The sequence below is a fragment of the Streptomyces sp. NPDC017225 genome (assembly GCF_044331465.1).
Lineage (GTDB): Bacteria > Actinomycetota > Actinomycetes > Streptomycetales > Streptomycetaceae > Streptomyces.
Window position 1 is genome coordinate 124244 of record NZ_JBIRNE010000010.1, and the last position, 24070, is coordinate 148313.

Consider the following 24070-nt stretch of genomic DNA (forward strand, 5'->3'; position numbering starts at 1 on the left):
TGGAACCGCACATGGAGCCGACCCACAGGGATCCGTCCGGATGACCACCCCCGCGGCCCCGGCCCCCCCCCCCCCCGCCCCCCCCCCCCCCCCCCCCCCCGCCCCCCCCCCCCGCGGGCCCCCCCCCCCCCGGCCCGGAACGCCGTGAGGCGTCAGGAGGGGTTCGCCGGCGTGGCCGCTTCCGGCGTGGCTGCTTCCGGCGTGCTCGGCAGCGCGGGCAGCCCGGCCAGGTCGGCGGCGGGCAGCCCGCCGCCGACCAGCGTGGCGGCGACGACGTTGACCACGCCGGTCACCACGTCCTCGACTGCCGGGCTCACCTGCCCCGCGGTACCGGAGGTGGTGGCCTCGACCAGGGCGTCGATCCGCACCTGAAGGGCGGCTTGCGCTGCGGCGGCCAGGCCGGCCACCGCCTCGGTCGCGGCCGTGGCGCCGTCGTCGGTCTGCGCCACGACGGGTGCCGGCAGCGTGACCGGCGTCTCGGCCTCCGGCGCGGTCACGACCGGCGGCTGCGCCGGGGTGGTGGTGCCGGGGGTGGTGGTGCCGGGGGTGGTCGTTCCGGGGGCCGTGGTGCCAGGCGTGGTCGTGCCCGGCGCGGTCACCGCGTCGTCGGCGTCCGCGGCGTCGGCCTTGGCGAGGGCGTCCTTGGCGGCGGCGGCGAGCTGGTCCGCCTCCTCGGTGGACAGGCGGCCGTTGTCGGCCTCGAGTACGGCGCTGAGCAGGTCGGTGACCGGCGTGAGCACTCCGCCCAGGCCGGCCAGACTGCCGACCTGGTTCTGCAGTTCCGCGGCGTCGGGCAGGGGCGCGCGGGACGCCGCGTGGGTGCGTTCCCTGGCCGATTCGCCGTCGGCCGCCATCACCGCCGGACCGGAGAGGCCGATGAGCAGGCCGGCGCAGAGAGCGGAGGTGGCGATTCGCCGTGCGGGCAGACGCATGGGGGTTCCTTTCGGTGGTGCGTCGGATCTTGTGCCCACCGTGAAAGCGCCCATGGCGCTCTGCAACCGAGCCCGTGACCCGGCGCATCGGCCCGCCCTTCCCCGCCCCGGCGTCCTACCTGGTGAGACGCCCTGTCAAGGTCCGTACGCCGTGTCGGCGCACAGACCCCCCATTCGGGGCAGCACACCGCCGTCCGTGCGGCAACCGTCCGCCCGACGACGCACACCGGCCGCCCGTTCGCGGAGGAACCGCGGCACGGACGGCCGGTGCGGGGCTTCGAGCCGGCGTCAGTCGTTCTCGCACTCGTTGCCGAACGCCGGGTTCAGCAGGCCGACGACGTCGATCGTGTTGCCGCAGACGTTGACCGGGACGTGGACCGGAACCTGCACCACGTTGCCCGAGAGGACACCCGGGGAATGGGCGGCGACGGCCTGCGCGCCACTGTCGGCGACGGCGACACCGGCGGTGCCCGCGGCCGCGGCGGCGGCGACGGAGGTCAGGGCCAGGCCCTTCGCGATACGCGACATGGAGAGGTGCTCCTTGGGATTGACACAAACATCCGGGCGGCTGCCCGGCTCAGTGTCAACGCGTGGCATCCACACGAGTTGTGCCGCCGAACGAGTGATCTCGCGGGAGAGCGGCCTTCACCAATCCAACACACTTGCCTGGTTTCGCCGGATTGATACGGATAGCGGCTAGAGTCCCACACCATCCGACGCATCCCTGTGCACCACTGCGGGACATCGGCCGAGGGCACTCTCCGGGAGCTCCGAACGCGGTGGTGGTCCGCGGGGTCTCCCGGCTCGCTTCCCCGCGGGACGCGGCGTGCGCCGGCGTACGCCGCGTCGCGGCCGGCGCCCCGCGGTGAGACGCCCTGCCGCGAGACGCCCTCCCGCCCGTCCCGAGCATTTTCCGTGAGCGAGCGAGGAAACGCGTATGCACCTGCCACCGACCGACTCCGCGCCACGGGTCCTCCACGTCACCCAGCCGGTGGACGGCGGGGTCGCCCGGGTCGTGACGGACCTGACGCGGGCTCAGCTCGCCGCCGGACTGCACGTCACCGTCGCCTGTCCCGGCGGGGTCCTCGCGGGCGAACTCCGCTCGCTGGGCGCCGACGTGCGGCACTGGCCGGCGACGCGGTCACCGGGTCCCGCGCTGGTGCCGGAGGTACGGCGGCTCGCGCGCGTGATCGCGGACGTACGGCCCGACCTGGTGCACGCGCACAGCGCGAAGGCCGGTCTCGCCGGGCGGCTCGCCGTGCGGGGGCGTGTCCCGACCGTGTTCCAGCCGCACGCCTGGTCGTTCGAGGCCGTCGGAGGGCCCCCCGCGGCCCTCGCGCGAGGCTGGGAGCGGTGGGGTGCACGGTGGGCGGCACGGACGGTGTGCGTGAGCGAGGCGGAGCGGCTGCGGGGGACACGGGCCAAAGTACGCGCGCGATGGGTGGTGATCCCGAACGGCATCGACCTCGACCGCTTCGGTGCCACCGGCACCGACACCGACGCCGTCGGGGACCGGGACGGCGCGGAGGACGCCGAGAAGGCGGCGAACGCGGCGAACGCGGATAAGGCGGTGGACGCCGAGAGCGCCGCCACGGTACGGCTGCGGGCCGGCGCCGGCCCGCACGACCCGCTGGTGGTCTGCGTGGGGCGGCTGTGCCGGCAGAAGGGGCAGGACGTCCTGCTGGCTGCGTGGGAGTCGGTCCTCGCACGCGTGCCGGGTGCCCGACTGGTGCTGGTCGGCGACGGCCCGGAGCACGCCCGACTCACCGCACGTGCCTCGGCGTACGGATTCCTCGGCGACGGCATACTGGCCCCGCGCCGCTCCGGTGCGCACGGCCCGCACCGTACGCACGGCCCGCACGCCCCGGCGTCCCTGCTGTTCGCGGGTGCCGTCGCCGACGCCGCCCCCTGGTACCGCGCCGCCGATCTGGTCGTCCTGCCCTCGCGCTGGGAAGGCATGGCGCTGGCGCCGCTGGAGGCGATGGCCTGCGGGCGGCCCGTGGTGGTGACCGACGTGGACGGCGCCCGCGAGGGCCTGCCGCCCGCTCTCGCACGGCACTGCCTGGTACCGCCGGCGGACCCGGCGGCGCTGGCCGACGCCGTCACCACCCTGCTGCTCGACGCTCCACTGCGCGCGTCGCTCGGCCGCCGGGGGCGCGCGCACGTCCTGTCCACGCACGACGTGCGGCGCACGGCCGACGCCGTCACGGCGGTGTACCGCGCCCTCCTTCACGACGGCCGGCCGGCCGGACCGCGCCCCCTCCCCGGCCGCCGGCCGGCACCCGCGGAGCCCCGCCCCTCCGGCGACCGGACGGCAGCCGTGGGCCGGTCGTCCGTCGTGCCCATCGAGTACAGGGAGTCCACGCACCCGTGACCGCGGAAAGCACCGTCCCCAACCCCGCCGGCCAGCCGCACGACCTCGGCTCCTCCTTCCCCGTCTCGGTGCTGGCGCCACGCGCCGACACCACGGGCCCCGGGTCTCCCACCGGCCGCCCCGCCCCACGGCCGGACTCCCCCCGGCCGGACTCCCCCCTGCCTGGCTCCGCACACCCGGGCTCGTCACGGCCGGACTCTCCCCTGCCGCTGCTCGTCGCGGACGGCGCGGCCGCCGCGCTGCCGGGCTCGCTGGCCCTGACCGGCACCCCGCACCAACCGCTGCTCGCCGCCCTGCTGGTCGCCGCCGCGCTGCTGCTGGGTCCGCGTCCGCGCCGGCGGCTGCCGGGCGTGCTGGACGACCTGCCCGCCCTGTGCGGCCGGATCGCGGTGCTCTGGCTGGCGCTGGCGGCGCTCGTCGCGGCGTACGCCCCGCCGCACGCGCTGTCCGCCCGCACGCTGCTCCTCGGCTTCCTGCTGCACGCGGTGACGGGCTGCGCCGGCCGGGGAGTCGTGCACCGGCGGCGCCGTGCCGCGCTGCTGAACCGTCCGCGCGCGGCCCTGGTCGTCGGTCCCGCCGCGACCGCGCAGCGCGTGGCCTCGGCGGTGCTGCGCCACCCGGGCTGCGGGGTCCGCCCCGTCGGCGTCGTCACCGACGACCCGGGCGGCGCCACCGGCCTGCCCGCGCTGACCACGGGCGAGGAGGTGCGGCGGGCGGTCGTGCAGAACGGCGTACGGGACGTACTGACCGTCGACCCGTCCGTACGGACCCGGCAGGGGCCGCTGCTGCGGGCGCTGGCCGAGTCCGGCTGCGTGGTGTGGGAGGTCGACGCGGACATCCCCGTCGACCCGGACGCCCCCGTCGCTTCCACGGAGACAGGCGGCCGGGACCGGCTCGCCGGGTTCCCCTGCCGGCGTCCGGAGCCGGTGGCGCGGCGGGCGGGCGGCGCCGGCAAGCGGGTGCTGGACGTGACGGTGTCCGGGACGCTGCTGGTGCTGCTGAGCCCGTTGCTGCTGGCCTGCGCCACGCTGCTGAGGGTGATCGGCGGTCCCGGCGTACTCTTCCGGCAGGAGCGCGTCGGCAAGGACGGCAGGCCGTTCACGCTGCTGAAGTTCCGCACCCACCGCCCTGCCGACGAGCACGAGTCGGCGACCCGGTGGAGCGTGGCGGACGAGCGGCGGATGCCGTGGTTCTGCCGCTTCCTGCGCCGCACGTCCCTCGACGAACTGCTCCAGCTCTGGAACGTCTTCCGGGGCGACATGAGCCTGGTCGGACCCCGCCCCGAACGGCCCTACTTCGTGGCGCAGTTCAGCCGGACCCACCCCGGTTACGCCGCCCGCCACCGGATGCCGGCCGGCATCACGGGCCTGGCCCAGATCAACGGGCTGCGCGGCGACACCTCCATCGAGGACCGGGCCCGCTTCGACAACGCCTACATCGACGACTGGTCGCTGTGGCAGGACGTCTGCATCCTGCTGCGCACGGCCGTCGCGCTCGTACGCCCCACCGGGAGCTGAGCGAGGTGGCCCAGACCCTGCCCCCGTGGTCCGCCGCGCGCGTACGGCGGCTGCCGCCCGTGCTGGCCGTGGTCGCGGTCGTCGCGCTGCTCGCCCTGCCGGTCGCACCGGGCGGCGGGGGCGGCGCGCACCCGGCCGACGCGGTCTCCGCGCTGGTGGTGCTGTACTGCGCCCTGCGCCTCGTACGGGACCGGCGGCGCCCCCTGTCCCGTACGGCGGCAGTGGTGCTGGGTCTGCCCGTGCTCGGACTGGCCGTGGCCGCCATGGGCGCGGTGTCGCCGGAGGCCGGGCTCACCGGGCTCGGCCGCTACCTCCAGGTCTTCGTCCTCGTTCCCGCCGCCGTACTGCTGCTGATCCGCGGCCGGGACGACGTACGGCTGCTCGCCTGGTCGATGGTGGGGCTGGCGGCGTGGCAGGGGGCGGTCGGCGTCCACCAGTACGTCACCGCGACCGGCGCCTCGTACCAGGGCGAGCCGGTCCGGGCCGTGGGCACCTTCGGGCCGCAGGACGTGATGGGGATGGCGACCGTGGTCTCCCTGGGGCTGGTCTGCGCGGTCGGTCTGGCGCTGGGCCGGACGCCGGTGCGGCACCGGCTGCTCGCCGCCGGGTGCGCGCTCGTCCTGCTGCTGCCGCTCGCCCTGTCCTTCAGCCGCGGGGCGTGGATCGCCACGGCGGTGACGTGCGCGGCGCAGCTGCTTCTCGCCGGGGTGCGCCGGGCGCTGGCGGTGGGGGCGGCCGTGGTCGCGGCGGGGGTGGTGCTGGTGGGCGGGTTCGGGGTCGGTACGGCGATGCTCCAGGAGCGGGTCGGCAGCATCACGCGGGTCACCGGCTCCCCCGACCAGTCGGTGACCGACCGCTACACGATGTGGGCGGCGGCGGCCGGCATGTGGCGCGAACGGCCACTGACCGGCGTGGGCCTGAAGGGCTTCCCCGAACACCGGGACGGGCACGCCTCGTTGGCGCTGTCCTCGGGGAGCGAGACCGACGGCGCCGGTGCCGGGTACCGAAAGCAGCCGCTGCTGTCCCCGCACAACATGTACCTGCTGGTCCTGGCCGAGCAGGGGCTGATCGGGCTGCTCGCGCTGGCGGGGAGCTGGCTGGCGCTGCTCGTGCTGGGGCTGCGCGAACTCCGTGCGGTACGGCGTTCGCGGGGCGGGTCCGGGCCGGACCGCGCGGACTGCGCGCTGGTCGCCTGCGGGCTGCTGGTGTGGCAGCTGACCGACTTCGCGTACGCCGACATCGGCGGACCCTCGACCGTGCTGACGGCGGTGTGCTTCGGGCTGGCGGCGTGGTGGGCGCTCGGGGGCGGGGGCGGTGCCCTTACCGGGGCCGGGGCCGGGCCTGAGTCCGAGGCGGGGGCGGGGGCGGTGGCGGTGGCGGTGGCGGTGGCCGAGCCTGTTGCCGGTACCGAGCCCGAGGCCGCCGAGTCCAGCTCCAGCTCCGGCTCCAGCTCCGGCTCCGGCTCCGGCTCCGGCTCCGAGGAGGGACCCGTCCGGTGAAGGCGACCCCGCTCCGTGCGGCGGGCGAGGCTTCCACCCCGCCGGCCCGGACCGTCGCGCCGGCCACGGACACGGACACGGACACGGACGCCGCGACGGCGACGGCGACGGCGACAGCTACAGCTACAGCTACAGCTACAGCGACGGCTACGGCTACGGCTACGGACACCGTGCCCCCAGCCGAGGCCCGTTCCTCGCGTGGCTTCCTCGCCCGGGCCGCGCTGGTCACGGCCGTGCTGTCGGTGGCCGGGTCGGTGCTCGGGCTGGCGCGGGACCAGGCGCTGGCCCGGCTGTTCGGGGCCGGCAGCGAGACGGACGCCTTCCTGGTGGCCTGGACGGTGCCGGAGTTCGCGGCGACGTTGCTGATCGAGGACGGGCTGGCCTTCGCACTGGTCCCGATGTTCAGCCTGGCCCTGGCCCGCCGCGCGCGGGGCGCCCCCGGCGACCCGGTCCGCGAACTGGTCGCCTCGACCCTGCCCCGGCTGGCGCCGGCCTTCGTCGCGGTCGGCGCGCTGGTCGCCGTATGCGCCCCGCAGTTGGTGCGGGCCCTGGCGCCGGGGCTGCCCGACCACGGGCTCGCCGTGGACTGCACCCGGCTCACCGCCACCTGCGTCGTGAGCTTCGGGCTGGCCGGGTACTGCAGCGCCGCCCTGCGGGCGCACCGCCGGTTCCTGGCGCCCGCGGCGATCTACGTCGCCTACAACACCGGCATCATCACCGCGATGTACCTGCTCGGCGACGGCTGGGGGGTGCGCTCGGCGGCCGTCGGGGTCGCGGCGGGCGGCTTCCTGATGGTGTCGGCGCAGCTGCCGTCGCTGCTGCGTCAGCTGCGCCGCCGGGACGACGGCGGGCGGCCGCCGGCCGTCGAGGACCAGGCGCGCCCCCTGGCCCTCGCCCTGTTCACCACCGTCCTGCTCTTCGCGCTGTGCCGCCAGTCCCAGGTCCTCATCGAGCGCTTCCTCGCCTCCGGGCTCCCCTCCGGCGCCATCTCGCACCTGAACTACGCGCAGAAGGTGGCCCAGATCCCGATGACGCTGTCGCTGATGCTGTGCACGGTCACCTTCCCGGTGGTGGCCCGGGCCATGGCCGACGGCGACACCGAACGGGCCCGCGACCGCGTCGAGCGGGATGTGGCGCTGGCGGCCTGTCTGGTGCTGCTGGGCGCGGCCACGGTCGTCGCCTGCGCGCCGCAGATGGCCGGACTCCTCTTCCAGCGCGGCGCCTTCACGGCGGCCGACACGGCGGCGACCGCGAGCGTCATGCGCGTGTACGCCCTCGGGCTGCTCGGCCAGACCGTGGTGGGCGCGCTGGCCCGCTCCTACTTCTCGGCGGGCCGCGCCAGCTGGTACCCGCTCGGCGCCATGGCCGTCGGCCTCGCCGTCACCGCCGGTGCCGGCGCCTGCGCGGTCGGCCCGTGGGGCGTGAGCGGCATCGCCGCCGCCAACGCCGCCGGCATCACCGTCACCGCCGCCCTGCTGCTCGCCGGGATGGGCCCGCGCAGCGTCCCGGTCCGCGTCCGGCGCGTCCTTGGCGACCTGGGCCGGCCGCTGGCGGCGGCCGGCGTGGCGACCGTCGCGGGAGCCCTGGTCGCGGACCTGCTCACCGTGCCCACCGCCTCCCCCGCTGCCACCCCCGCCCTCTCGCCCGCCGTTTCGTCCGCCGTCTCGTCCGCCGTCGTCCCCGCCGTCTCCTTCGCCGCCTCCCCCGCCGTCGCCCTCGCCGCCGGTACGGCGACCGTCGTCGGCGTCTTCGTCCTGCTCGGCCTGGTCCTGCGCGTCCAAGGCGTCGCGCCGGCCCTCGATCACGTCCGCTCCGTCACACGAAGGCTCCCGCATGGCCGCTTCAGCTTCCGTCCCCGGACGCTCCCCCGCCCCCACTCCCGTCCCCGTTTCCGGTCCCGCGCCCGCTCCCTCCTCCGCAGACCCCGCTGACGCCCGCACACCCACCGGCGCCCGCACCCGCCCCGAAGTTCACGCAGGCCCCGAAGACCGCGCACGCCCGGCCACCGTCCCCTGGGTGGCGATGTACCACTCCGTCGGCGACCGCTCGGACGACCCGTACCGCGTCACGGTCACGCCCGACCGGCTGGACGCGCAGCTCGGCTGGCTGCGGCGGCGCGGGCTGCGCGGCGTGTCGGTCGCCCAGCTGCTGGCCGCGCGGGCCCGGGGCGAGGGCCGCGGTCTGGTCGGGCTGACCTTCGACGACGGGTACGCCGACTTCGTCGAGCACGCGCTGCCCCGCCTGCGCCACTGGGGCTGCGGGGCGACCCTCTTCGTGCTGCCGGGCCGACTCGGCGGCGACAACGCGTGGGACCCGCTGGGCCCGCGCAAGCCGCTGCTGACCGCCGACGGCATCCGGCACGCCGCCGCCGAGGGTGTGGAGATCGGCTCGCACGGGCTCACCCACGTCGACCTGACGAAGGCGGACGACGCCACACTGAAGGCCGAGACCCTCGAAAGCAGAGCACTGCTCTCGGAGTTGATCAGTGCTCCGGTCACCGGTTTCTGCTACCCGTACGGCACGGTCGACGCCCGCGCCGTCGACGCCGTACGGGCCGCCGGATACACCTACGCCTGCGCGATCGACCCCGGCCCGCTGACCGGCCCGCACGCCCTGCCCCGCGTCCACGTCGGGCAGCGCGACACCGCCGTACGCCTGCTGCTGAAGACCCGGCTGCACCGCCTGCGCCGCCGTCCCGCCCCGGGGGTGTGAGGTGAAGGCCCTGCACATCATCACCGGCCTCGGCGTGGGCGGCGCCGAACAGCAACTGCGGCTGCTCCTGCGCCACCTCCCCGTCGACTGCGACGTCGTGACGCTCACCAACCCGGGCGCGGTCGCCGACGGACTGCTGGCCGACGGCGTCAAGGTCGTCCACCTCGCCATGACCGGCAACCGCGACCTGGGCGTACTGCCCCGCCTGACCCGGCTCATCCGCGCCGGCGGCTACGACCTCGTGCACACCCACCTCTACCGCGCCTGCCTCTACGGCCGTCTCGCCGCGCGCCTGGCCGGTGTCCGCGCCGTCGTCGCCACCGAACACTCCCTCGGCGACTCCCAGATGGAGGGCCGCCCGCTCACCCGGGGCGTCCGCGCCCTGTATCTGGCCGGGGAGCGGCTGGGCAGCGCCACGGTCGCCGTCTCCCCCACCGTCGCCGACCGGCTGCGGCGCTGGGGGGTGCCCGCGCCCCGCATCGAGGTCGTCCCCAACGGCATCGACCTGGCCCGCTTCCGCTTCGACCCGGTCGCCCGCCTGCGCACCCGCCGCCGTCTCGGCCTGCCGGACGGCGCGTACGTCGTCGGCGGCATCGGCCGGCTGACCGCGGGCAAGCGGTTCGACGTCCTGGTCCGGGCCCTGGCCCGGCTGCCGGACGACTGCTGGCTGCTGCTGGTCGGCGGCGGCCCCGAGGAGCACGTCCTGCGCCGCACCGCCCACGAGGCCCAGGTCGCCGACCGTGTCCTGCTCGCCGGCGAACGCCCCTACGTCAGCGACGGCTCCCTGGGCCCCGACCTGCCGTCGCTCGCCTCCGCGATGGACGTCCTCGCCTCGCCGTCGCCGGAGGAGGCCTTCGGCCTGGCGGCCGTGGAGGGCCTGGCCTGCGGGCTGCCGCTGCTCTACGCCTCCTGCCCGGCCGTCGAGGACCTGCCCCCGGACGCCGCTCCCACCGCCCGGCGCGTCACGGGCGGCGACGAGGAGTTCGCCCGCGCCCTCGCCGAGGTCAGGGCGGCCGCCGGTCCGGGCCCCGGACCGCGCATCGTGCCCGAGGCCGCCCGCCACTACTGCGTCACCCGCAGCGCCGCCCAGTTGATGGACGTGTACTCGACCACCCTCACGCACCCGTTGTCCCCGGCATCCCAGGGAGTGAGCTCCGCATGACCGAGTCCCTCACCCGGCCCCCGGCCGCCGACCCGGCGGCCGCGAACCCCGCCGCCGACCGGCCCACCCGCCTGGGCCGCGCGCGCGCCGCCCTGCGCCGCGTCCGGCCCCGGAACCGGACACGGCCCCGAACCGGGCCCCGGACCGATCCCCGGTCCCTTCCGTCCTGGGCCGCGCTCGCGGCCACCGCCCTCGCCGGCGGACTGCTCGGCGCGGGCTACGGCCTGGTCACCGCCCCGCGGTACACGGCGACCAGCTACGTCGTCGCCGTCCCCACCGACAAGTCCGACCCGGCGTCCGCGCTGGGCTTCGCGCAGGCCTACGGCCGGGTCGCCACGCAGCTCGCGGTGCTCGGGGACGCGCAGATGTGGGCGGGCGTGCCGGTGGCGACGCTGGAGAAGAGCGTCCGCACGGCGACCTCGCCGGACGCGCCGATGGTCTCGGTGACGGCCACCTCCCCCCGTCCGCAGGAGGCCGCCGACATGGCCAACGCGGTCTCCCGCGCGCTGACCCGGCACGCGGAGACCTCCGCCGACGACACCCACGTCGAACTGCGCCAGTTCGCGCGCGCCACCGAGCCCACCTCGGCGTCCTCGGCCTCGTCCACCGTGACGGGGCTGGTGGGCGCGAGCGCGGGCGGTCTGCTCGGCGGGCTGGCGCTGCTGGTCCGGCCGCGCCGGTTGGCGCGGGAGCACGGCCGCACGGCGGCGGGGCCGGCCGCGGTACCCGGACCCGCCTCGGCGGCCGACGTCCGCGGACAGCTGTGACGTACCCGCCGGCGTCTCCGGCGACGCCCTCGACCACGTACCCGATGCCGCGTCCGGCGGCGTGTCCGGGCGCGCGCCCGCCGTCGTCCCCGGCCCCGCCCCCGGCGACGTACACGACCGAGCTGGTCACCGACGAGCGCGGCTTCGCCGAGCTGGCCCCGGAGTGGGGGCGGCTGTACCGCCGGTGCGCCGCCGCGACCCCGTTCCAGAGCCACGCCTGGCTGCACTCGTGGTGGCGGTCGTACGGCGGGCGCGGCCGGCTGCGGCTGCTGCTGGCCCGCGACGGCCGCGAACTGGTCGCCGCCGCGCCCCTGACGCTCGTACGGCGTCCGGTGCCGGCGCTGGTGCCGCTGGGCGGGGCGATCTCCGACTACGGGGACGTCCTGCTGGACGACGAGCGCGGCCAGGACGCGGTGGCCGCGCTCACCGAGGGCCTGTCGGCGGCGGCCCGTACCGCGCTGATCGACCTGCGCGAGGTACGGCCGGGCGCCGCCGCCGAACGCGTCTACGACCACTGGCGCGGACCCCGGCACCGGGTGTCCGGCTCACTCTGCCTGGAGCTGCCCGCGGCCCCCATGGAGGAGCTGGTCGCCCGGCTGCCCTCGGCCAAGGCCCAGCAGCGGGTGCGCGCCAAGCTGCGCAGGCTGGAGGCGCTCGGGGTCGGGAGCCGGGCCGTGCTGCCCGGTGAGGTGGACGCGGCGCTGAGCCGGCTGCTGGAGCTGCACCGGCTGCAGTGGCAGGGACGGAAGGTGACCGGCGAGCACCTGCGTCCCCGGTTCCGCGAGCACCTGGCGCGGGCGGTGGGGCCGATGGCGCGTTCCGGGGACGCGGTGGTGACCGAGTTCCGGATGGACGACGAGGTGGTGGCCGTGGACGTGACGCTGCTGTCGAGGCGGCTGGCGGGCGGCTACCTGTACGGCGCCCATCCACGGCTGCGGGAGCGCAAGGCGGACGTGGCGGTGATGCTGCTGGCCGCGAGCGCCGAGCACGCCCGCGCCCCGGAGCGCGGCACGCTGAGCCTGCTGCGGGGCAACGAGCCGTACAAGCACCACTGGCGCCCGGAGCCGGCCTGGAACCAGCGGCTGCTGCTGGCCCGCCGTCGCACGGCCCCGCTGCTGGCGGCGGCCCTGTGCGACGTCGCAGCGCGCCGGCGGGGCAAGGAACTGCTGCGACGCCGCGAGGAACGGAAGGAGCCCGACGGTGGCGGCAGAACCTGACCGGACCGACCACCCCCGCGCCCGCCGCCACCGCCCCCCTCACCACCACCGCCCTCGTCACCGCCACCGCGCGCCGCTACTCACCGCGCGAGAACCAGTCGAGGCGCATGCAGAGCTTCCCGCCGAGCCAGTACTCGACCCAGTCGCCGAGCTCCAGCGGAGAGCAGCCGGCCGACGGCTCGGTCGCGGTGGCCGGTACCGCGGGCACGGCCGGGACGGTGGGCGCGGGCGGCGCGGTGGGCACGGTGGGCGTGACCGGCTCTCCGGTCGCCGCCGGGTCCGGCTCGTCGGTGCGGCCGAAGAGCACGGACCGGTAGACCGCCGTGGACCGGGGGTTGTCGTCGCACTGCCACACGCCGTGCGGGCAGTAGTCGGTGACCGTGTTGTACACGGGTTCGTGCTCGTCCATCCAGGCGAGCATGCGCCGCATGTACTCGGCGTTGTCGCCATTGCGGAAGAGACCCCATTCCGGATAGGAGATGGGCTTTCCGTGGGCCTTGGCGAAATCCACGTGCGCCTGGAGTCCGTACGGTTCCCGCACCTGTTCGTCGAAGCTCATTCCGCGTGGCTGGTCGTACGCATCCATGCCGATGATGTCGACCGTGGCGTCCCCCGGATAACACCGCGTCCAGGGAACGGCGTCCCGGCCGCGGCTCGGGGTGAAGTCGAACCGGAACTTCTGACCGGGCACCGCGCGCATGGTGGTGACGATCCTGTTCCAGTACGTCTTCCAGGCCTCCGGGTCGGGCCCGCAGCGATGGGTGTACGTGATGCCGTTCATCTCCCAGCCGAGCACCAGGACCGTGTCCGGCACGTTCAGTTCGACCAGCCGTTCGGCGAGGGCCCTGAAGTGGTGGTCGAAGTGTCCGGCGGCGCCCTGACGCAGCAGCTCGCGCACCTCGTCGTCGCCGACGCCCTTCTCGTTGCGCTCCATCATGGGCACGTTCAGGACGAGCATCCGGTCGGGCTCGCTGGTGCGCCAGTCGGCCCACACGTCGAGGAAGCCGGGGGCGCCCTCGATGTTGCTCCAGCGGTCACCGGGCAGGTAGGTGTGGCCCACGCGCAGGTCGGCGCCGCCCAGCCAGTGGCTGAGCTGCGCCATCCTGGCCACGCCGCGGGTGCCGTAGTCCAGGTACGCGCCGAACGCGGGGCTCGTCCCCGCGGCGGCTCCCGGGGCCGCTCCCGGAGCTGGGGCCGCTCCCTCGGCGGTCCCCGGCGGGGCGCCGGGGGCGGGCGGGGGCGCCGGGGACGCCAGGGGTGTCGGGGTGGTGGCCGGTTCGCCGACGGCGACACCGGGACCGGCGGCCAGGAACGCCGCCACCGCGATCGCCGCCGCCGCTACGCAGGACTGCCGTACGACCATGCCGGCCTCTTTCCTCTTTTCTCGCCGAATTAGCTACTGACACTCAGTCATATGAAATGCCATCACGCCACCGCCGCTACGGCTTTCGAGTGCGCTGATCGCCCGCTCCGGTGACCCGAATTCAATGGGAAGAGAGAATCCCGTGTCGCTGTTCGACACCCGAGTCCCCGCCGTACTGCTGCGGATCGACCGGAATCCCTTTCACCACGGAACGCTGGGTGCCGTGCGTTCGCTCGGCCGTACGGGAACGGACGTACACGTGGTCGCCGACTGCGCGGAGAGCCCGGTCCGCTACTCCCGGTACGTCAGCCGGCTGCACACTCCCCCGCCGCCCGGCGCGTCGAGCGCCGACATCGCGGTGGTCCTGCGCCGCGTCGCCGCGCGGATCGCACGCCCCGCCGTACTGATCCCGATGGACGACGCGAGCGCGATCGCGGTGGGGCGGACGCGCGGGGAGCTGGCCCCCTTGTTCCTGCTGCCCGACCTGCCGTTCGGGCTGCCCGAGCGCGTGGCCGACAAGGCGGAACTGGCCGGCGTGTGCGCGTCCCTGGACATCCCGCACCCCGAGACCCTGGTCCCGGACGGTCCGGCCGAGGCCGTGCGCGCCGCCCGGCGGCTGGGACTGCCGGTGGTGGCGAAGTGGAGCCGGCCCTGGCTGGTGCCCCCGGGCAGCGGACTGCGCAGCACCGTGCTGGTGCACTCGGCCCGGGACGCCGGGGAACTGTACCGGCGGGCCGAGGAGGCCGGCAGCCGGCTGCTGCTCCAGGCGTTCCTGCCGCCGGGGCCGGACCGCGACTGGTTCTTCCACGGGTACGCCGACCGCTCGGGCACGGTCCGGGCGGGCGGGGCAGGCCGCAAGACGCGTGCCAGGCCGCGCGGCGCCGGTCTGACGGCGGCCGGCCGCTGGGCCCCGAACCCTCCGGTGCGGGCGCTCGCCGAGCGGATCGCCAAAGAGCTGGGCTACCGGGGCATCTTCGACCTCGACTTCCGTCGCTGCGGTACGACGGGCCGCTATCACCTGCTCGACTTCAACCCGCGCCCCGGCGCCCAGTTCCGGCTCTTCACCGACACCGCCGGGCTGGACGTCGTACGCGCCCTGCACCTGGACCTGACCGACCGGCCGCTGCCGGAGGGGGCGCCACGGCCGGGGCGGGAGTTCGTCGTGGAGAACTACGCGCCGCTGAGCGCCCTGCGTCCGGCCTCCGACGGACGCGAGCTGGCCTGGCACGCCTCGGACGACCGGGCTCCCGGCCGCGCCCTGTGGCCCCTGTGGGGGCGGCATGTGGCCAACCGGCTGCTGCACCGCCTGCGCCGCCTGCGGCGCTCGCACGGCCCGCACGGTACGCGCGGCCTGCACCGTCTGCGGCGCAGGACCGACCGGCCGGGCTCCGGGGAACCGGCCCGCGCCCGCGTGGTCCGCCAGGCGACCGCCCCCGCCACGGACCGTGCGGACCGCCCCGAACGTGCCGACCGCTCCGACCGCTCCGAGCGTGCCGACCGACCGGACGACGAGAGGGCGGGCAGCCGCTGACGGGGGCACCGCCGCCGAGATGCCCCGGGCGCGACAGCGCCCCCGGCGGACCGTGGGAGGCCGGCCGGGGGCGAGGGGGCGGCGAGGGCCCGGGTCAGCGGCGGGAGGCGGCCCGGCCCCGGCGGTACAGGAGCACGCCACCGGCGAGCAGCGCGGTGCCGGCGACCGCGGCACCCACCGTGACCTCGTCGCCGGTCTCCGCCAGGACGGGCGGCTGCTCCGCGTCCGGGGTCGGCGGGGTCGGCGGGGTCCATTCCTCGTCGTCGGGCGGCGAGTGCTTCTCCTCGTCGTCGGGCGGCGGCGGCTTCTCCTCGTCGGCGGGCGGGGGCTTCTCCTCGTCCGCGGGCGGGGGCTTCTCCTCGTCGCCGTAGCCACCCGGGGTGGTCTCCGTCTCGCAGGAGTTGCCGTAGGCGGGGTTGAGCGCGCCGATCACGTCGGCGGTGTTGCCGCAGACGTTCACCGGCACGTCGACCGGCACCTGGACGTTGTTGCCGGAGGCGACGCCGGGCGAGCCCACGGCTTCACCGCTCGCGTAGGCACCGGAGGAGTCCTGGACGTCCTCGCCGTACCCCCCGCCGTATCCGCCGTTCTCGTCCGAGCCGTAGCCCGAGCCGTCGTCGTGGGACTTGTCGTGGGACGTGGAGCCCTCGTGCTGCCCCTGCGACTGGTTCGCGCACTCGTTGCCGGCGGCCGGATTCAGCGCGCCGACCACGTTGACACTGTTGCCGCAGACGTTCACCGGCACGTGGACGGGGGCCTGAACGGTGTTGCCGGACGCGACGCCCGGCGAGTTCTTGGCGACCGCGTCCGCGTACGAGTCGGCAAGGGCGGGGCTGCCGCACAGGGAAAGGATGCCCGTCGCGGCGGCAGCCGCGACCATCCCCCTGTTCAAGGTCTGTCGCACTCTGGTTGTCTTCCTACTTGAAGAGATGACTGAAGGATGGGCTGCACGACGACTGCGCAAAAGGAGGAAAGCCGACCCCGGACCAAACGAGTTGGCCAGGGCCGGCGGTGACGCAGCCGGTCGGCTGGTGCGGGAGCGACGTCAGTCGTTCACGCACTTGTTGTCGGCCGCCTCGTTCAGCAGACCCACGACGTTGATGCTGTTGCCGCACACGTTGACGGGAATGTGCACGGGAACCTGGACCACGTTGCCGGACAGGACCCCGGGGGAGCCGATGGCGGCGGCCTCGGCACCCGCGTCGGCGAAGGCCGGGGTGGCCATGCCGAGGGCCATGAACGCGCCCGCGACGACAGCAGCGCTCTTCTTCATGAACTTTCCCTTCCTTGCGGTCATGCCTGAATGACGGCAGAAACCGCGCGAGCACAGTCTTGACGGCTCGCACCATGACCTGCAGCCTTCCAACGAGGAATAGACCACCGGAGAAACGACGAAACGCCGAACTCCGGCGAATTCACTCGAATGCCTCATGGTGTGGCGCCCTGTGGCGCCCTGTGGCGCCCCGGTCAGCGGCCCGACGCGTACAGCGCCTCGATCTCGTCCGCGTACGCCGTCACCGCCGCGTGCCGTTTCACCTTGAGCGACGGGGTCAGCAGCCCGTTCTCCTCGGTGAACTCGCCCTCCACGAGCCGGAAGGCACGGATCGACTCGGCCCGGGAGACGGCCGCGTTGGCGTGGTCGACGGCCTTCTGGACGTCGGCGCGCATCCGCTCGTCCCGTACGACCTCGGACAGCGGGGTGCCGGCGGGCAGCCCCCGGACCGACAGCCAGTGGGCGACGGCCTCCGGGTCGAGGGTGATCAGGGCGCCGACGAAGGGGCGGTTGTCGCCGACGACGAGGCACTGGGCGACGGGCGGGCGGCTGCGCAGGCGGTCCTCCAGGACGGCCGGGGAGACGTTCTTGCCGCCGGAGGTGACCAGGAGGTCCTTCTTGCGGCCGGTGATGGTGAGATAGCCGTCGGCGTCGAGGGAGCCGAGGTCGCCGGTGGCGAACCAGCCGTCGGTGAGGGCGGCGTCGGTGGCCTCCGGGTCGTTCCGGTAGGCCCCGAAGACGATGCCGCCCTTGACGAGCACCTCGCCGTCGTCGGCGATGCGCACGGCGGTGCCGGGAACCGGGGTGCCGACGGTGCCCGGGCGGGGCTCCAGGGGCGGCACGATGGTCGCGGCGGCGGTGGTCTCGGTCAGGCCGTAGCCCTCGTAGACCATGATCCCGGCGGCGTAGAAGAACAGGTTGAGGTCGCTCTCGAGCGGGGAGCCGCCGCTGATGGCGTAGCGCATCCGGCCGCCGAGCTCGTCCCGGACCCGGCGGTAGACCAGCAGGTCGTACAGGGCCCAGCCGGCCCACAGGGCGGGGCCGGGGCCCCTGCCGCGGCCGAGGAACCGCTCCAGGTGCGCGGTGCCGAAGCGGACGGCGAGGCGGTGGGCCCGCTCGAAGGAGGCGCCGCGGCCGATCTTCTCGGCGGTCGCCCGGCCCGTGTCGTGGATCTTCTCGAAGAGGTAGGGGACGCCGACCAGGAAGGTCGGGCGGAACGTCTTCAGCGCCGGGCGGAGTTCGTCCGGCCTGATGCTCGGGAAGTGGCCGATCTCGATGCGGGCCAGCAGGCAGGCGATCTGGATCGTACGGCCGAGGATGTGGGCGAGCGGGAGGAAGAGAAGGGTCGAGGCGGCCTGTCCGGTGGCTGCCTTGAAGATCGGGTGCAGCAGCTCGACCGTGTTGGCGGCCTCGGCGTGCAGGTTGGCGTGGGTGAGGACGCAGCCCTTGGGACGTCCGGTGGTTCCGGAGGTGTAGCAGAGCGTCGCGACCGTGTCCGGGGTCAGGGCGGTGCGGCGCTTGGTGACCTCCTCGTCGCTCACCCCCAGGCCGAGGGCGGTGAGGTCGGTGAGCGCGCCGTCGTCGAGTTCCCAGGCGCGCGGCCGCTCGGGGTGGCCGGCGGTGCCCGCCAGGACGGTGGCGGTGTCGGCGGCGGTCTCGGTGACGACGTGGCGGGCGCCGGAGTCGCGGACGATCCACTCGACCTGGTCGGCGGAGGAGGTGGCGTAGACGGGGACGGTCTGGCCGCCGGCCGCCCAGATCGCGAAGTCCAGGACCGTCCACTCGTAGCGGGTGCGGGACATGACGGCGACCCGTCCGCCGGGTTCCAGCCCGGCGGAGATCAGGCCCTTCGCCACGGCGGTCACCTCGCGGGCGAACTCCGCGGCGGTGACGGGCCGCCAGACGCCGTTCACCTCGCGGCGCAGGACCACCGCGTCGGGGGCCTCGGCCGCGTTGGTGAACGGGATGTCGGCGGTGCTGCCCGTGGTGGGGCGGGACGCGAGGGGCGCGGTGCGGGCCTCGCGGACAACGCCGTGCGCGTCCCTGACGGTCTCGGTCCTCGCCCGGGAGGCCAGGTCGTCGAGCTGCCTCGCCCGTTTCAGTTCCTTGCGTACGCCCATGACGGCTCCCGGTCGCGGATCGGACTGACGTTGTGTCGCGTGCGTCGACGCTTACTTACTCTTGAGTAAACTTACTTGAGAGTAGACACAGGTCAATGGTCCGTCCGCGACACGGCGCTCAGGTCAGCCGGTCCGCCGTCCCGATCGCCTCGGCCAGTCCCCGTACGTCCTCGTCCTTCGTGCGGCCGGCCAGGGCGTCGGCGCGCTCGGTGAGTTCGCCGAGGCCCGGCGCCCCCGGCAGGGAGCCGCGGCCCTCGTGGGCGTCGCCGGTCGGGGACCGCAGCGCGTCCGCGAAGTAGGCGGCGGTCGCCGTGACCCGCAGGCCCTGGTCCGCCTCCCAGACGGAGTCGCCGAGGGCCTCGGTCTCCACGTCGCCCGACTCCTCGTGCGGGGCCCGGGTGCGGGGGTCGAGCCAGCGGACGGTGGCCGTGGCGAGGTGGCCGTCGGCGCCGGGCCGGACCCGGACGGCGTACAGGGCGGTGACGGTGTGGCCGGGGCCGACCTCGCCGCCGTCGACGCGGTCGTCGCGGAAGTCGTCGTCGGCGACCCGGCGGTTGTCGTAGCCGACGAGGCGGAACTCGGCGACCGTCTCCGGGTCGAAGGCGACCTGCGCCTTGGCGTCGCGGGCGGTCAGCTCGATGTGGCGCGGGAGCTGCTCGCGGAAGACCTCACCGGCGTCCTCGGTGGTCGACACGTACGTGGTGTGGCCGTCGCCCTTGTCGGCGAGGCGTTCCATCAGGGCGTCGCCGTAGTCGCTGCCGACACCGACGCCGAAGAGGGTGATGCCGTGCTCGCGGCGGGCGTCCGCGACGCGTTCGAGGATGGCGTCCGCGTCGGTGTCGCCGGTGTTGGCGAGGGCGTCGGAGACGAGGACGACGCGGTTGGTGGCGCCCTCGCGGCGGCCCTCGACGGCGGTGGCGTAGCCGGTCTCGACGCCCGCGCCGAGGTTGGTGGACTCGGCCGGCTCCAGGCTGTCGATCGCGTCGTGGACCCGGCCTCGGCGGTCGCCGAGCCGGGTCATGGGCAGCACGGTCTCGGCCTCGTCGCTGAAGGTGACGAGCGCGACCGAGTCGTCGTCACGGAGTTCGTCGGTCATCGTGCCGAGGGACTCCTTGGCGAGGTCGAGCCGGCCGGGTTCGTCCATGGAGCCGGAGACGTCGATGACGAACGTCAGGGCGGCGGGCGGCCGTTCGTCCTCCTGCCCGGCACCCCGTGTGGCCAGGCCCACGCGGACCAGCGACCAGTCGTCCTCGTCGGTGCGGGCGCCGTCCACGGTGACCGTGAAGCCGTCGCCGTCGGGGCGGTCGTAGTCCTGGCGGAAGCTGTTGACGAACTCCTCGGGCCGGACCGTCGAGGGGTCGGGCAGCCGGCCCTCGGAGAGGGTGCGGCGGGCGTAGCCGTAGGAGGCGGTGTCGACGTCGAGGGCGAAGGTGGAGAGGTGGTCGGGAGCGGGAGCGATCTCCTGGGAGTCCCCGTTCCTCCGGTCCTCCCCCGTTCCTCCCGGCTCCCCGGCTCCACCGGCTCCCCCGGTGCCCGTGGAGCCGTCGTACCGCTGTCCGCCCTCGCCGCCGGGACGGCCCGGCGCGGGCAGCGGTGCCGAGCCGCCCCGGGAGTCGGCCGCCGAGCCCTTCGCCCCGTGGTCCGCGTCGCCCCCGCTGTCGCAGCCGGTGAGCAGCAGGCCGCCCGCCGCCGTGAGAGCGAGCAGCACGCCGACCGGCCTTGGTGTCCGGTACCGCTTCATCTTCCGTGCCCCCTGGTTCCGTTGACGCCGGTGTACGTGACTGTGACGGCGCGGTGGGGCGGAACGTGCGGCACGGGGCGTCACGGGTACGTCTCGAAGTGGGCACGGCGACGGGCCGCCGACACCGGTGGGTGACCCTCCGTCGACCTGGTCGAAGCCTCCGAGGATGCCCGGGGGGCCCGGAGCCCCGGGCTGCCTAGGACACCACGTCCTTGCGCGCGAACCCCCGGAACGCCAGGGCGAACAGCACGAGCGCGTACGTCACCGACAGCGACGTGCCCTGGATCAGGCGGGTCCAGTCCAGCTCGGGGCGGACGGTGTCGAGCCAGGCGTACTGCCAGTGCGCGGGCAGGAGGTCGCGCCAGTCGCCGAGGGCGGTCACCTCGTCCAGGACGTTGCCGATGATGGTCAGGCCGACCGCGCCGCCGACCGCGCCGAGCGGCGCGTCCGTCCTGGTGGAGAGATAGAACGCCAGCGCGGCGGTGACCAGTTGCGAGACGAAGACGTAGGCCACCGTGATGGCCAGGCGTTCGGCCGCGACGCCGCCGGACAGGCTGCCGCCGGTGGGCAGCTCCAGCGGCCCCCAGCCGTAGGCGACCGTGCCGACGGCGAGGGCGACCAGCGGCAGCAGGACGATCGCGGCCAGGCTGAGGGCGAGGGCGACGACCAGCTTGGACCAGAGCAGGCGCGCGCGGGGCACCGGCGCCGCGAGCAGGTAGCGCAGGGACGACCAGCTCGCCTCCGAGGCGATCGTGTCCCCGAAGAACAGGGCGACGGGCACGACGAGGAGGAAGCCCGCGGAGGCGAAGAGGTTCACCGCGGCGAAGTTCGCCCCCGACGCGGTGGCCGAGTCCATCAGGCTGACCTGGTTGCCCGCACCGCCCGGCTCGCCGCCGATCCGGAAGGCGACGAGCAGCACGAACGGCAGGGCGAACAGGACGCCGCCCACGAGGAGCGTGCGCCGCCGCTTCAACTGCCGGACCAGTTCGACCCGGACGGGCAGCGTACGGCCCGCGCGGTAGCCCTCGGCGACCTCCCGGGAGCCGGCGGGCCCGGCGCGTTCGGCCAACTTGCTCATGCCGGCTCTCCGATCAGGGTGAGGAAGGCGTCCTCGAGGCGCCGGTGGGGGCCCACCGACTCCACGGGCACGTCCAGGCGTACGAGTTCGGCGATCAGGTCCCCGGCCGTTCCCCCGGCGTCGAGCCGGACCAGGAGGCCTGTGTCGGTGGCGGTCGCCGAGGCCACGCCCGGCAGGGCGGCGACCTTCCCGACGAGCGGCGCGTCCACGCGCGCGGAGGTGCCCACCAGCAGCGTGTCGCCGGAGCCGACGATCTCGCCGACCGGGCCGGCCTGCACGAGCCTGCCGTGGTCCATGACCACCAGGTGGGTGCAGGTCTGCTCGACCTCGGCCAGCAGGTGGCTGGAGACGATCACCGTGCGGCCGGCCGCCGCGTACCGGATCATCACCTCGCGCATCTCGCGGATCTGCGGTGGGTCCAGGCCGTTGGTCGGCTCGTCCAGGATCAGCAGGTCGGGCAGGCCCAGCATGGCCTGGGCGATGGCGAGGCGCTGGCGCATGCCCTGGGAGTAGGTGCGCACCGCGCGGGCGAGCGCCTCACCGAGGCCGGCGATCTCCAGGGCCTCGTCGAGGTGGGCGTCCTCGGGCGGGCGGCCGGTGGCCCGCCAGTACAGCTCCAGGTTCTCGCGGCCGGACAGGTGCGGCAGGAAGCCCGCGCCCTCGACGAAGGCGCCGACGCGGGAGAGGACCGGGGCGCCGGGCGCGATGGCGTGGCCGAAGACGCGGATCTCTCCGCCGTCGGGTGTGATCAGGCCCATCAGCATGCGCAGGGTCGTGGTCTTGCCCGCGCCGTTCGGTCCGAGCAGGCCCAGGACCTGGCCCTGCTCCACCCGGAAGGACAGGTCCCGGACGGCGTACCGGTCGGTGGACTTGGCGTACCGCTTGGTCAGGTCCGTGATCTGGAGGGGTACGCCGGCCAGCGCGGGGTCGGGGGGCGGCGCGGTGGTGCGGCGGCGGGCGGTCAGCAGCAGGGCCGCGGCCACCGCGGCTCCCGCGAGGGGCGCCCACCAGACCCAGGCGGGCAGCCCGGCCGTCGGGCCGGTGTCGCCGAGGGCCGTCGGCACGTGCAGGTCGCCCTTGAGGGAGACGGTGTACGTGGCGGGGGCGGCCGGGGAGGCGTATCCGAGGTCGGTGGAGGACAGGACCAGGCGCAGCCGGTGGCCGCGCTCCACCTCGTGGTCGATGGCCGGGAGGGTGATCCTCACGTCCTTGCCGCCGCTGCCGGCGTCCGCGACCCGGACGGGCGTGACGAGTTGGGAGGGGAGGACCGGCTGGGTGCCGCCGGGGCCGACGTCGTACACCTTGGCGAAGAGCACGGCGTCGTCCCCGGTGGACTCCACGTGGACGGTCGCGGTCGGCGAGCCGGTGACGCGGAGGTCCTCCCGGACGGGCGCGGACTCGAAGGCGGCGTGCTGGCCCGGGAATTCCAGGGAGACGCCGATGCCGAGCGAGGAGAGCTGGGAGAGTCCGGCGGCGCCGCCGATGCCGGGCAGCGCGGAGACGGCGGGCGGGGCGGCGCCGGCCGGGTTGTCGAAGCTCTGCTCGCGTCCGCGCAGTTCGATGGCGCGCGGCTCGCTCTTCAGGCCGGGGTAGGAGTCGGCGCTCACGCCCTCCAGGCGGGGTTCGCCGTCGCCGCTGCCGGAGCCGAGGGTGCGGCTGACGCGGAAGGCGGGGCCGGTGCCGGCCGACTCGTCGTCCTTCAGGTAGCGGTCGAACCACGCCCCGACGCGGGCCTGGGCCCGGTCGGTCTCCAGGTCACCGCCGTCGTGGCCGCCGGCGATCCAGTCGACGGCCACCGGGGCGCCGCCCTCGCGGATCGCCTGCGCGGCCCGGTCGGCGTGGTCGAGCGGGAAGAGGGAGTCGGTCTGGCCCTGCATCAGCAGCGTGGGTACGGAGATGCGCTCGCCGACGGCCTGCGGGCTGCGCGCGTCGAGGAGTTCCACGGCCTCGGCGTCCGGCTTCCCGGACTCGGCGACCCGCTGGTACATGCGGCACAGCTCGTCCTCGAACCGCTCGCAGCCGCCGCCCAGGTTGACGAAGATGCCGGCCCACAGCTTCTTGAGGACGCCGTTCGGGAAGAGGGCGTCCGAGAGGTTCCAGTACGTGATGGCGGGGGCGATCGCGTCGACCCGCTGGTCGTGCCCGGCGGCCAGCAGCGCGACCGCGCCGCCGTAGGAGCCGCCGGCCATGCCCACGCGTGGGTCGCCCTTCTCGTCCAGCCGGACCTCGGGCCGCTTCGCCAGCCAGTCGATCAGCCGGGACGCGTCGGCGACCTCGCCGTCCGGGGCGTTCAGCCCGATCTTCCCCGTGGACTTGCCGAAGCCGCGCGCCGACCAGGTCAGCACCGCGTATCCGTCACGGGCGAGGTCCTCGGCCTGCTCCCGTACGTCGGCCTTGCTGCCGCCGAAGCCGTGCGCGAGCAGGACGGCCGGGCGGCGGTCGCCGGAACCCGCCGTGAAGTAGGAGGTGTCCAGGCGTACTCCGTCGCCCACGGCCATGATCCGGTCGGAGCGGTGCACCGGGGGCGGGTCGTCGCCGGCGACGGCCGTCCATGTCCCGGCGCCGGCGAGTACGACGACGGCGGCCGCGGCGGTAAGCATCCGCCGCGGCCCCCGAAGCAGCCCTCGCACGCGGGGCAGTCGAAGATCCATGCGTCAACGGTACGGGCCGCCTCCGACAGCGGGGGCAGTCCCCGGGCTGAACCTCCGCCCCTCCGCCCGGCGTACGCGGCCCCGGTCGCGTACCGCGTCCGTGGTAGGCGGCCGGTCGCCTCAAGCAGTCCGC

Annotated in this window: 18 protein-coding genes; 9 read left to right on the top strand and 9 right to left on the bottom strand. The window is 75.1% G+C overall.

Annotation, left to right across the window (positions count from 1 at the left end):
- Positions 1–152: 152 nt before the first annotated feature.
- On the bottom strand, positions 153–932 hold the full coding sequence (locus ACH4NX_RS22480) for a hypothetical protein (RefSeq protein ID WP_398128629.1): 780 nt from the start codon (positions 930–932) through the stop codon (positions 153–155).
- 288 nt (positions 933–1220) lie between these two features.
- Positions 1221–1460, bottom strand: a complete 240-nt coding sequence (gene chpG / locus ACH4NX_RS22485) for a chaplin ChpG (protein ID WP_351396888.1) — start codon at positions 1458–1460, stop codon at positions 1221–1223.
- A gap of 409 nt (positions 1461–1869) precedes the next feature.
- Here chpG and ACH4NX_RS22490 point away from each other — a divergent pair, with 409 nt between their 5' ends.
- From ACH4NX_RS22490 to ACH4NX_RS22525, 8 genes are all read left to right on the top strand, one after another.
- Positions 1870–3306, top strand: a complete 1437-nt coding sequence (locus ACH4NX_RS22490) for a glycosyltransferase (RefSeq protein ID WP_398128628.1) — start codon at positions 1870–1872, stop codon at positions 3304–3306.
- Positions 3303–4823, top strand: a complete 1521-nt coding sequence (locus tag ACH4NX_RS22495) for an exopolysaccharide biosynthesis polyprenyl glycosylphosphotransferase (protein ID WP_398128627.1) — start codon at positions 3303–3305, stop codon at positions 4821–4823. Before ACH4NX_RS22490 ends, ACH4NX_RS22495 begins: the two co-directional genes overlap by 4 nt.
- Positions 4824–4828: 5 nt before the next feature.
- Positions 4829–6322, top strand: a complete 1494-nt coding sequence (locus ACH4NX_RS22500; RefSeq protein ID WP_398128626.1) for an O-antigen ligase family protein — start codon at positions 4829–4831, stop codon at positions 6320–6322.
- 170 nt (positions 6323–6492) lie between these two features.
- Positions 6493–8253 (top strand): murein biosynthesis integral membrane protein MurJ, encoded by a 1761-nt coding sequence (murJ, locus tag ACH4NX_RS22505; RefSeq protein WP_398128625.1) that lies wholly within the window; start codon positions 6493–6495, stop codon positions 8251–8253.
- 91 nt (positions 8254–8344) lie between these two features.
- A complete protein-coding gene (locus ACH4NX_RS22510; protein WP_398128675.1) occupies positions 8345–9034 on the top strand; it encodes a polysaccharide deacetylase family protein in 690 nt (229 codons plus the stop codon).
- A 1-nt stretch (position 9035) separates the two neighbouring features.
- Positions 9036–10196, top strand: a complete 1161-nt coding sequence (locus ACH4NX_RS22515) for a glycosyltransferase (protein WP_398128624.1) — start codon at positions 9036–9038, stop codon at positions 10194–10196.
- Positions 10193–10963: a lipopolysaccharide biosynthesis protein gene (locus ACH4NX_RS22520; RefSeq protein WP_351396871.1), complete on the top strand. Its 771-nt coding sequence runs from the start codon at positions 10193–10195 to the stop codon at positions 10961–10963. The genes ACH4NX_RS22515 and ACH4NX_RS22520 overlap by 4 nt, the downstream gene beginning before the upstream one ends.
- A 44-nt stretch (positions 10964–11007) precedes the next feature.
- Positions 11008–12180, top strand: a complete 1173-nt coding sequence (locus tag ACH4NX_RS22525; protein WP_398128623.1) for a GNAT family N-acetyltransferase — start codon at positions 11008–11010, stop codon at positions 12178–12180.
- Between the two features lie 76 nt (positions 12181–12256).
- Here ACH4NX_RS22525 and ACH4NX_RS22530 read toward each other — a convergent pair whose 3' ends face one another.
- The gene (locus ACH4NX_RS22530; RefSeq protein ID WP_398128622.1) at positions 12257–13543 is read right to left on the bottom strand and encodes a glycoside hydrolase family 26 protein; all 1287 of its coding nucleotides are present in this window, start codon (positions 13541–13543) and stop codon (positions 12257–12259) included.
- A 142-nt stretch (positions 13544–13685) separates the two neighbouring features.
- Here ACH4NX_RS22530 and ACH4NX_RS22535 point away from each other — a divergent pair, with 142 nt between their 5' ends.
- Positions 13686–15074, top strand: a complete 1389-nt coding sequence (locus tag ACH4NX_RS22535) for an ATP-grasp domain-containing protein (protein ID WP_351396862.1) — start codon at positions 13686–13688, stop codon at positions 15072–15074.
- Positions 15075–15168: 94 nt separating this feature from the next.
- On the opposite strand, the gene ACH4NX_RS22540 is transcribed toward ACH4NX_RS22535, so the two are convergent.
- The 6 genes from ACH4NX_RS22540 to ACH4NX_RS22565 all read right to left on the bottom strand — a co-directional run bounded on the left by ACH4NX_RS22540 (position 15169) and on the right by ACH4NX_RS22565 (position 23937).
- Positions 15169–15978, bottom strand: a complete 810-nt coding sequence (locus tag ACH4NX_RS22540) for a chaplin family protein (protein WP_398128621.1) — start codon at positions 15976–15978, stop codon at positions 15169–15171.
- A gap of 141 nt (positions 15979–16119) precedes the next feature.
- Positions 16120–16347, bottom strand: coding sequence for a chaplin ChpD (chpD, locus tag ACH4NX_RS22545; protein ID WP_351396912.1), 228 nt, complete (start codon positions 16345–16347; stop codon positions 16120–16122).
- A 194-nt stretch (positions 16348–16541) separates the two neighbouring features.
- Entirely contained in the window at positions 16542–18467 is a 1926-nt protein-coding gene (locus ACH4NX_RS22550) for an AMP-dependent synthetase/ligase (RefSeq protein ID WP_398128620.1), read from the bottom strand.
- Positions 18468–18585: 118 nt separating this feature from the next.
- Entirely contained in the window at positions 18586–20208 is a 1623-nt protein-coding gene (locus tag ACH4NX_RS22555; RefSeq protein WP_398128619.1) for a von Willebrand factor type A domain-containing protein, read from the bottom strand.
- A 196-nt stretch (positions 20209–20404) separates the two neighbouring features.
- The gene (locus ACH4NX_RS22560; protein ID WP_351396850.1) at positions 20405–21286 is read right to left on the bottom strand and encodes an ABC transporter permease; all 882 of its coding nucleotides are present in this window, start codon (positions 21284–21286) and stop codon (positions 20405–20407) included.
- Positions 21283–23937: an alpha/beta fold hydrolase gene (locus ACH4NX_RS22565; RefSeq protein ID WP_398128618.1), complete on the bottom strand. Its 2655-nt coding sequence runs from the start codon at positions 23935–23937 to the stop codon at positions 21283–21285. The genes ACH4NX_RS22560 and ACH4NX_RS22565 overlap by 4 nt, the downstream gene beginning before the upstream one ends.
- Between the last annotated feature and the right edge of the window lie 133 nt (positions 23938–24070).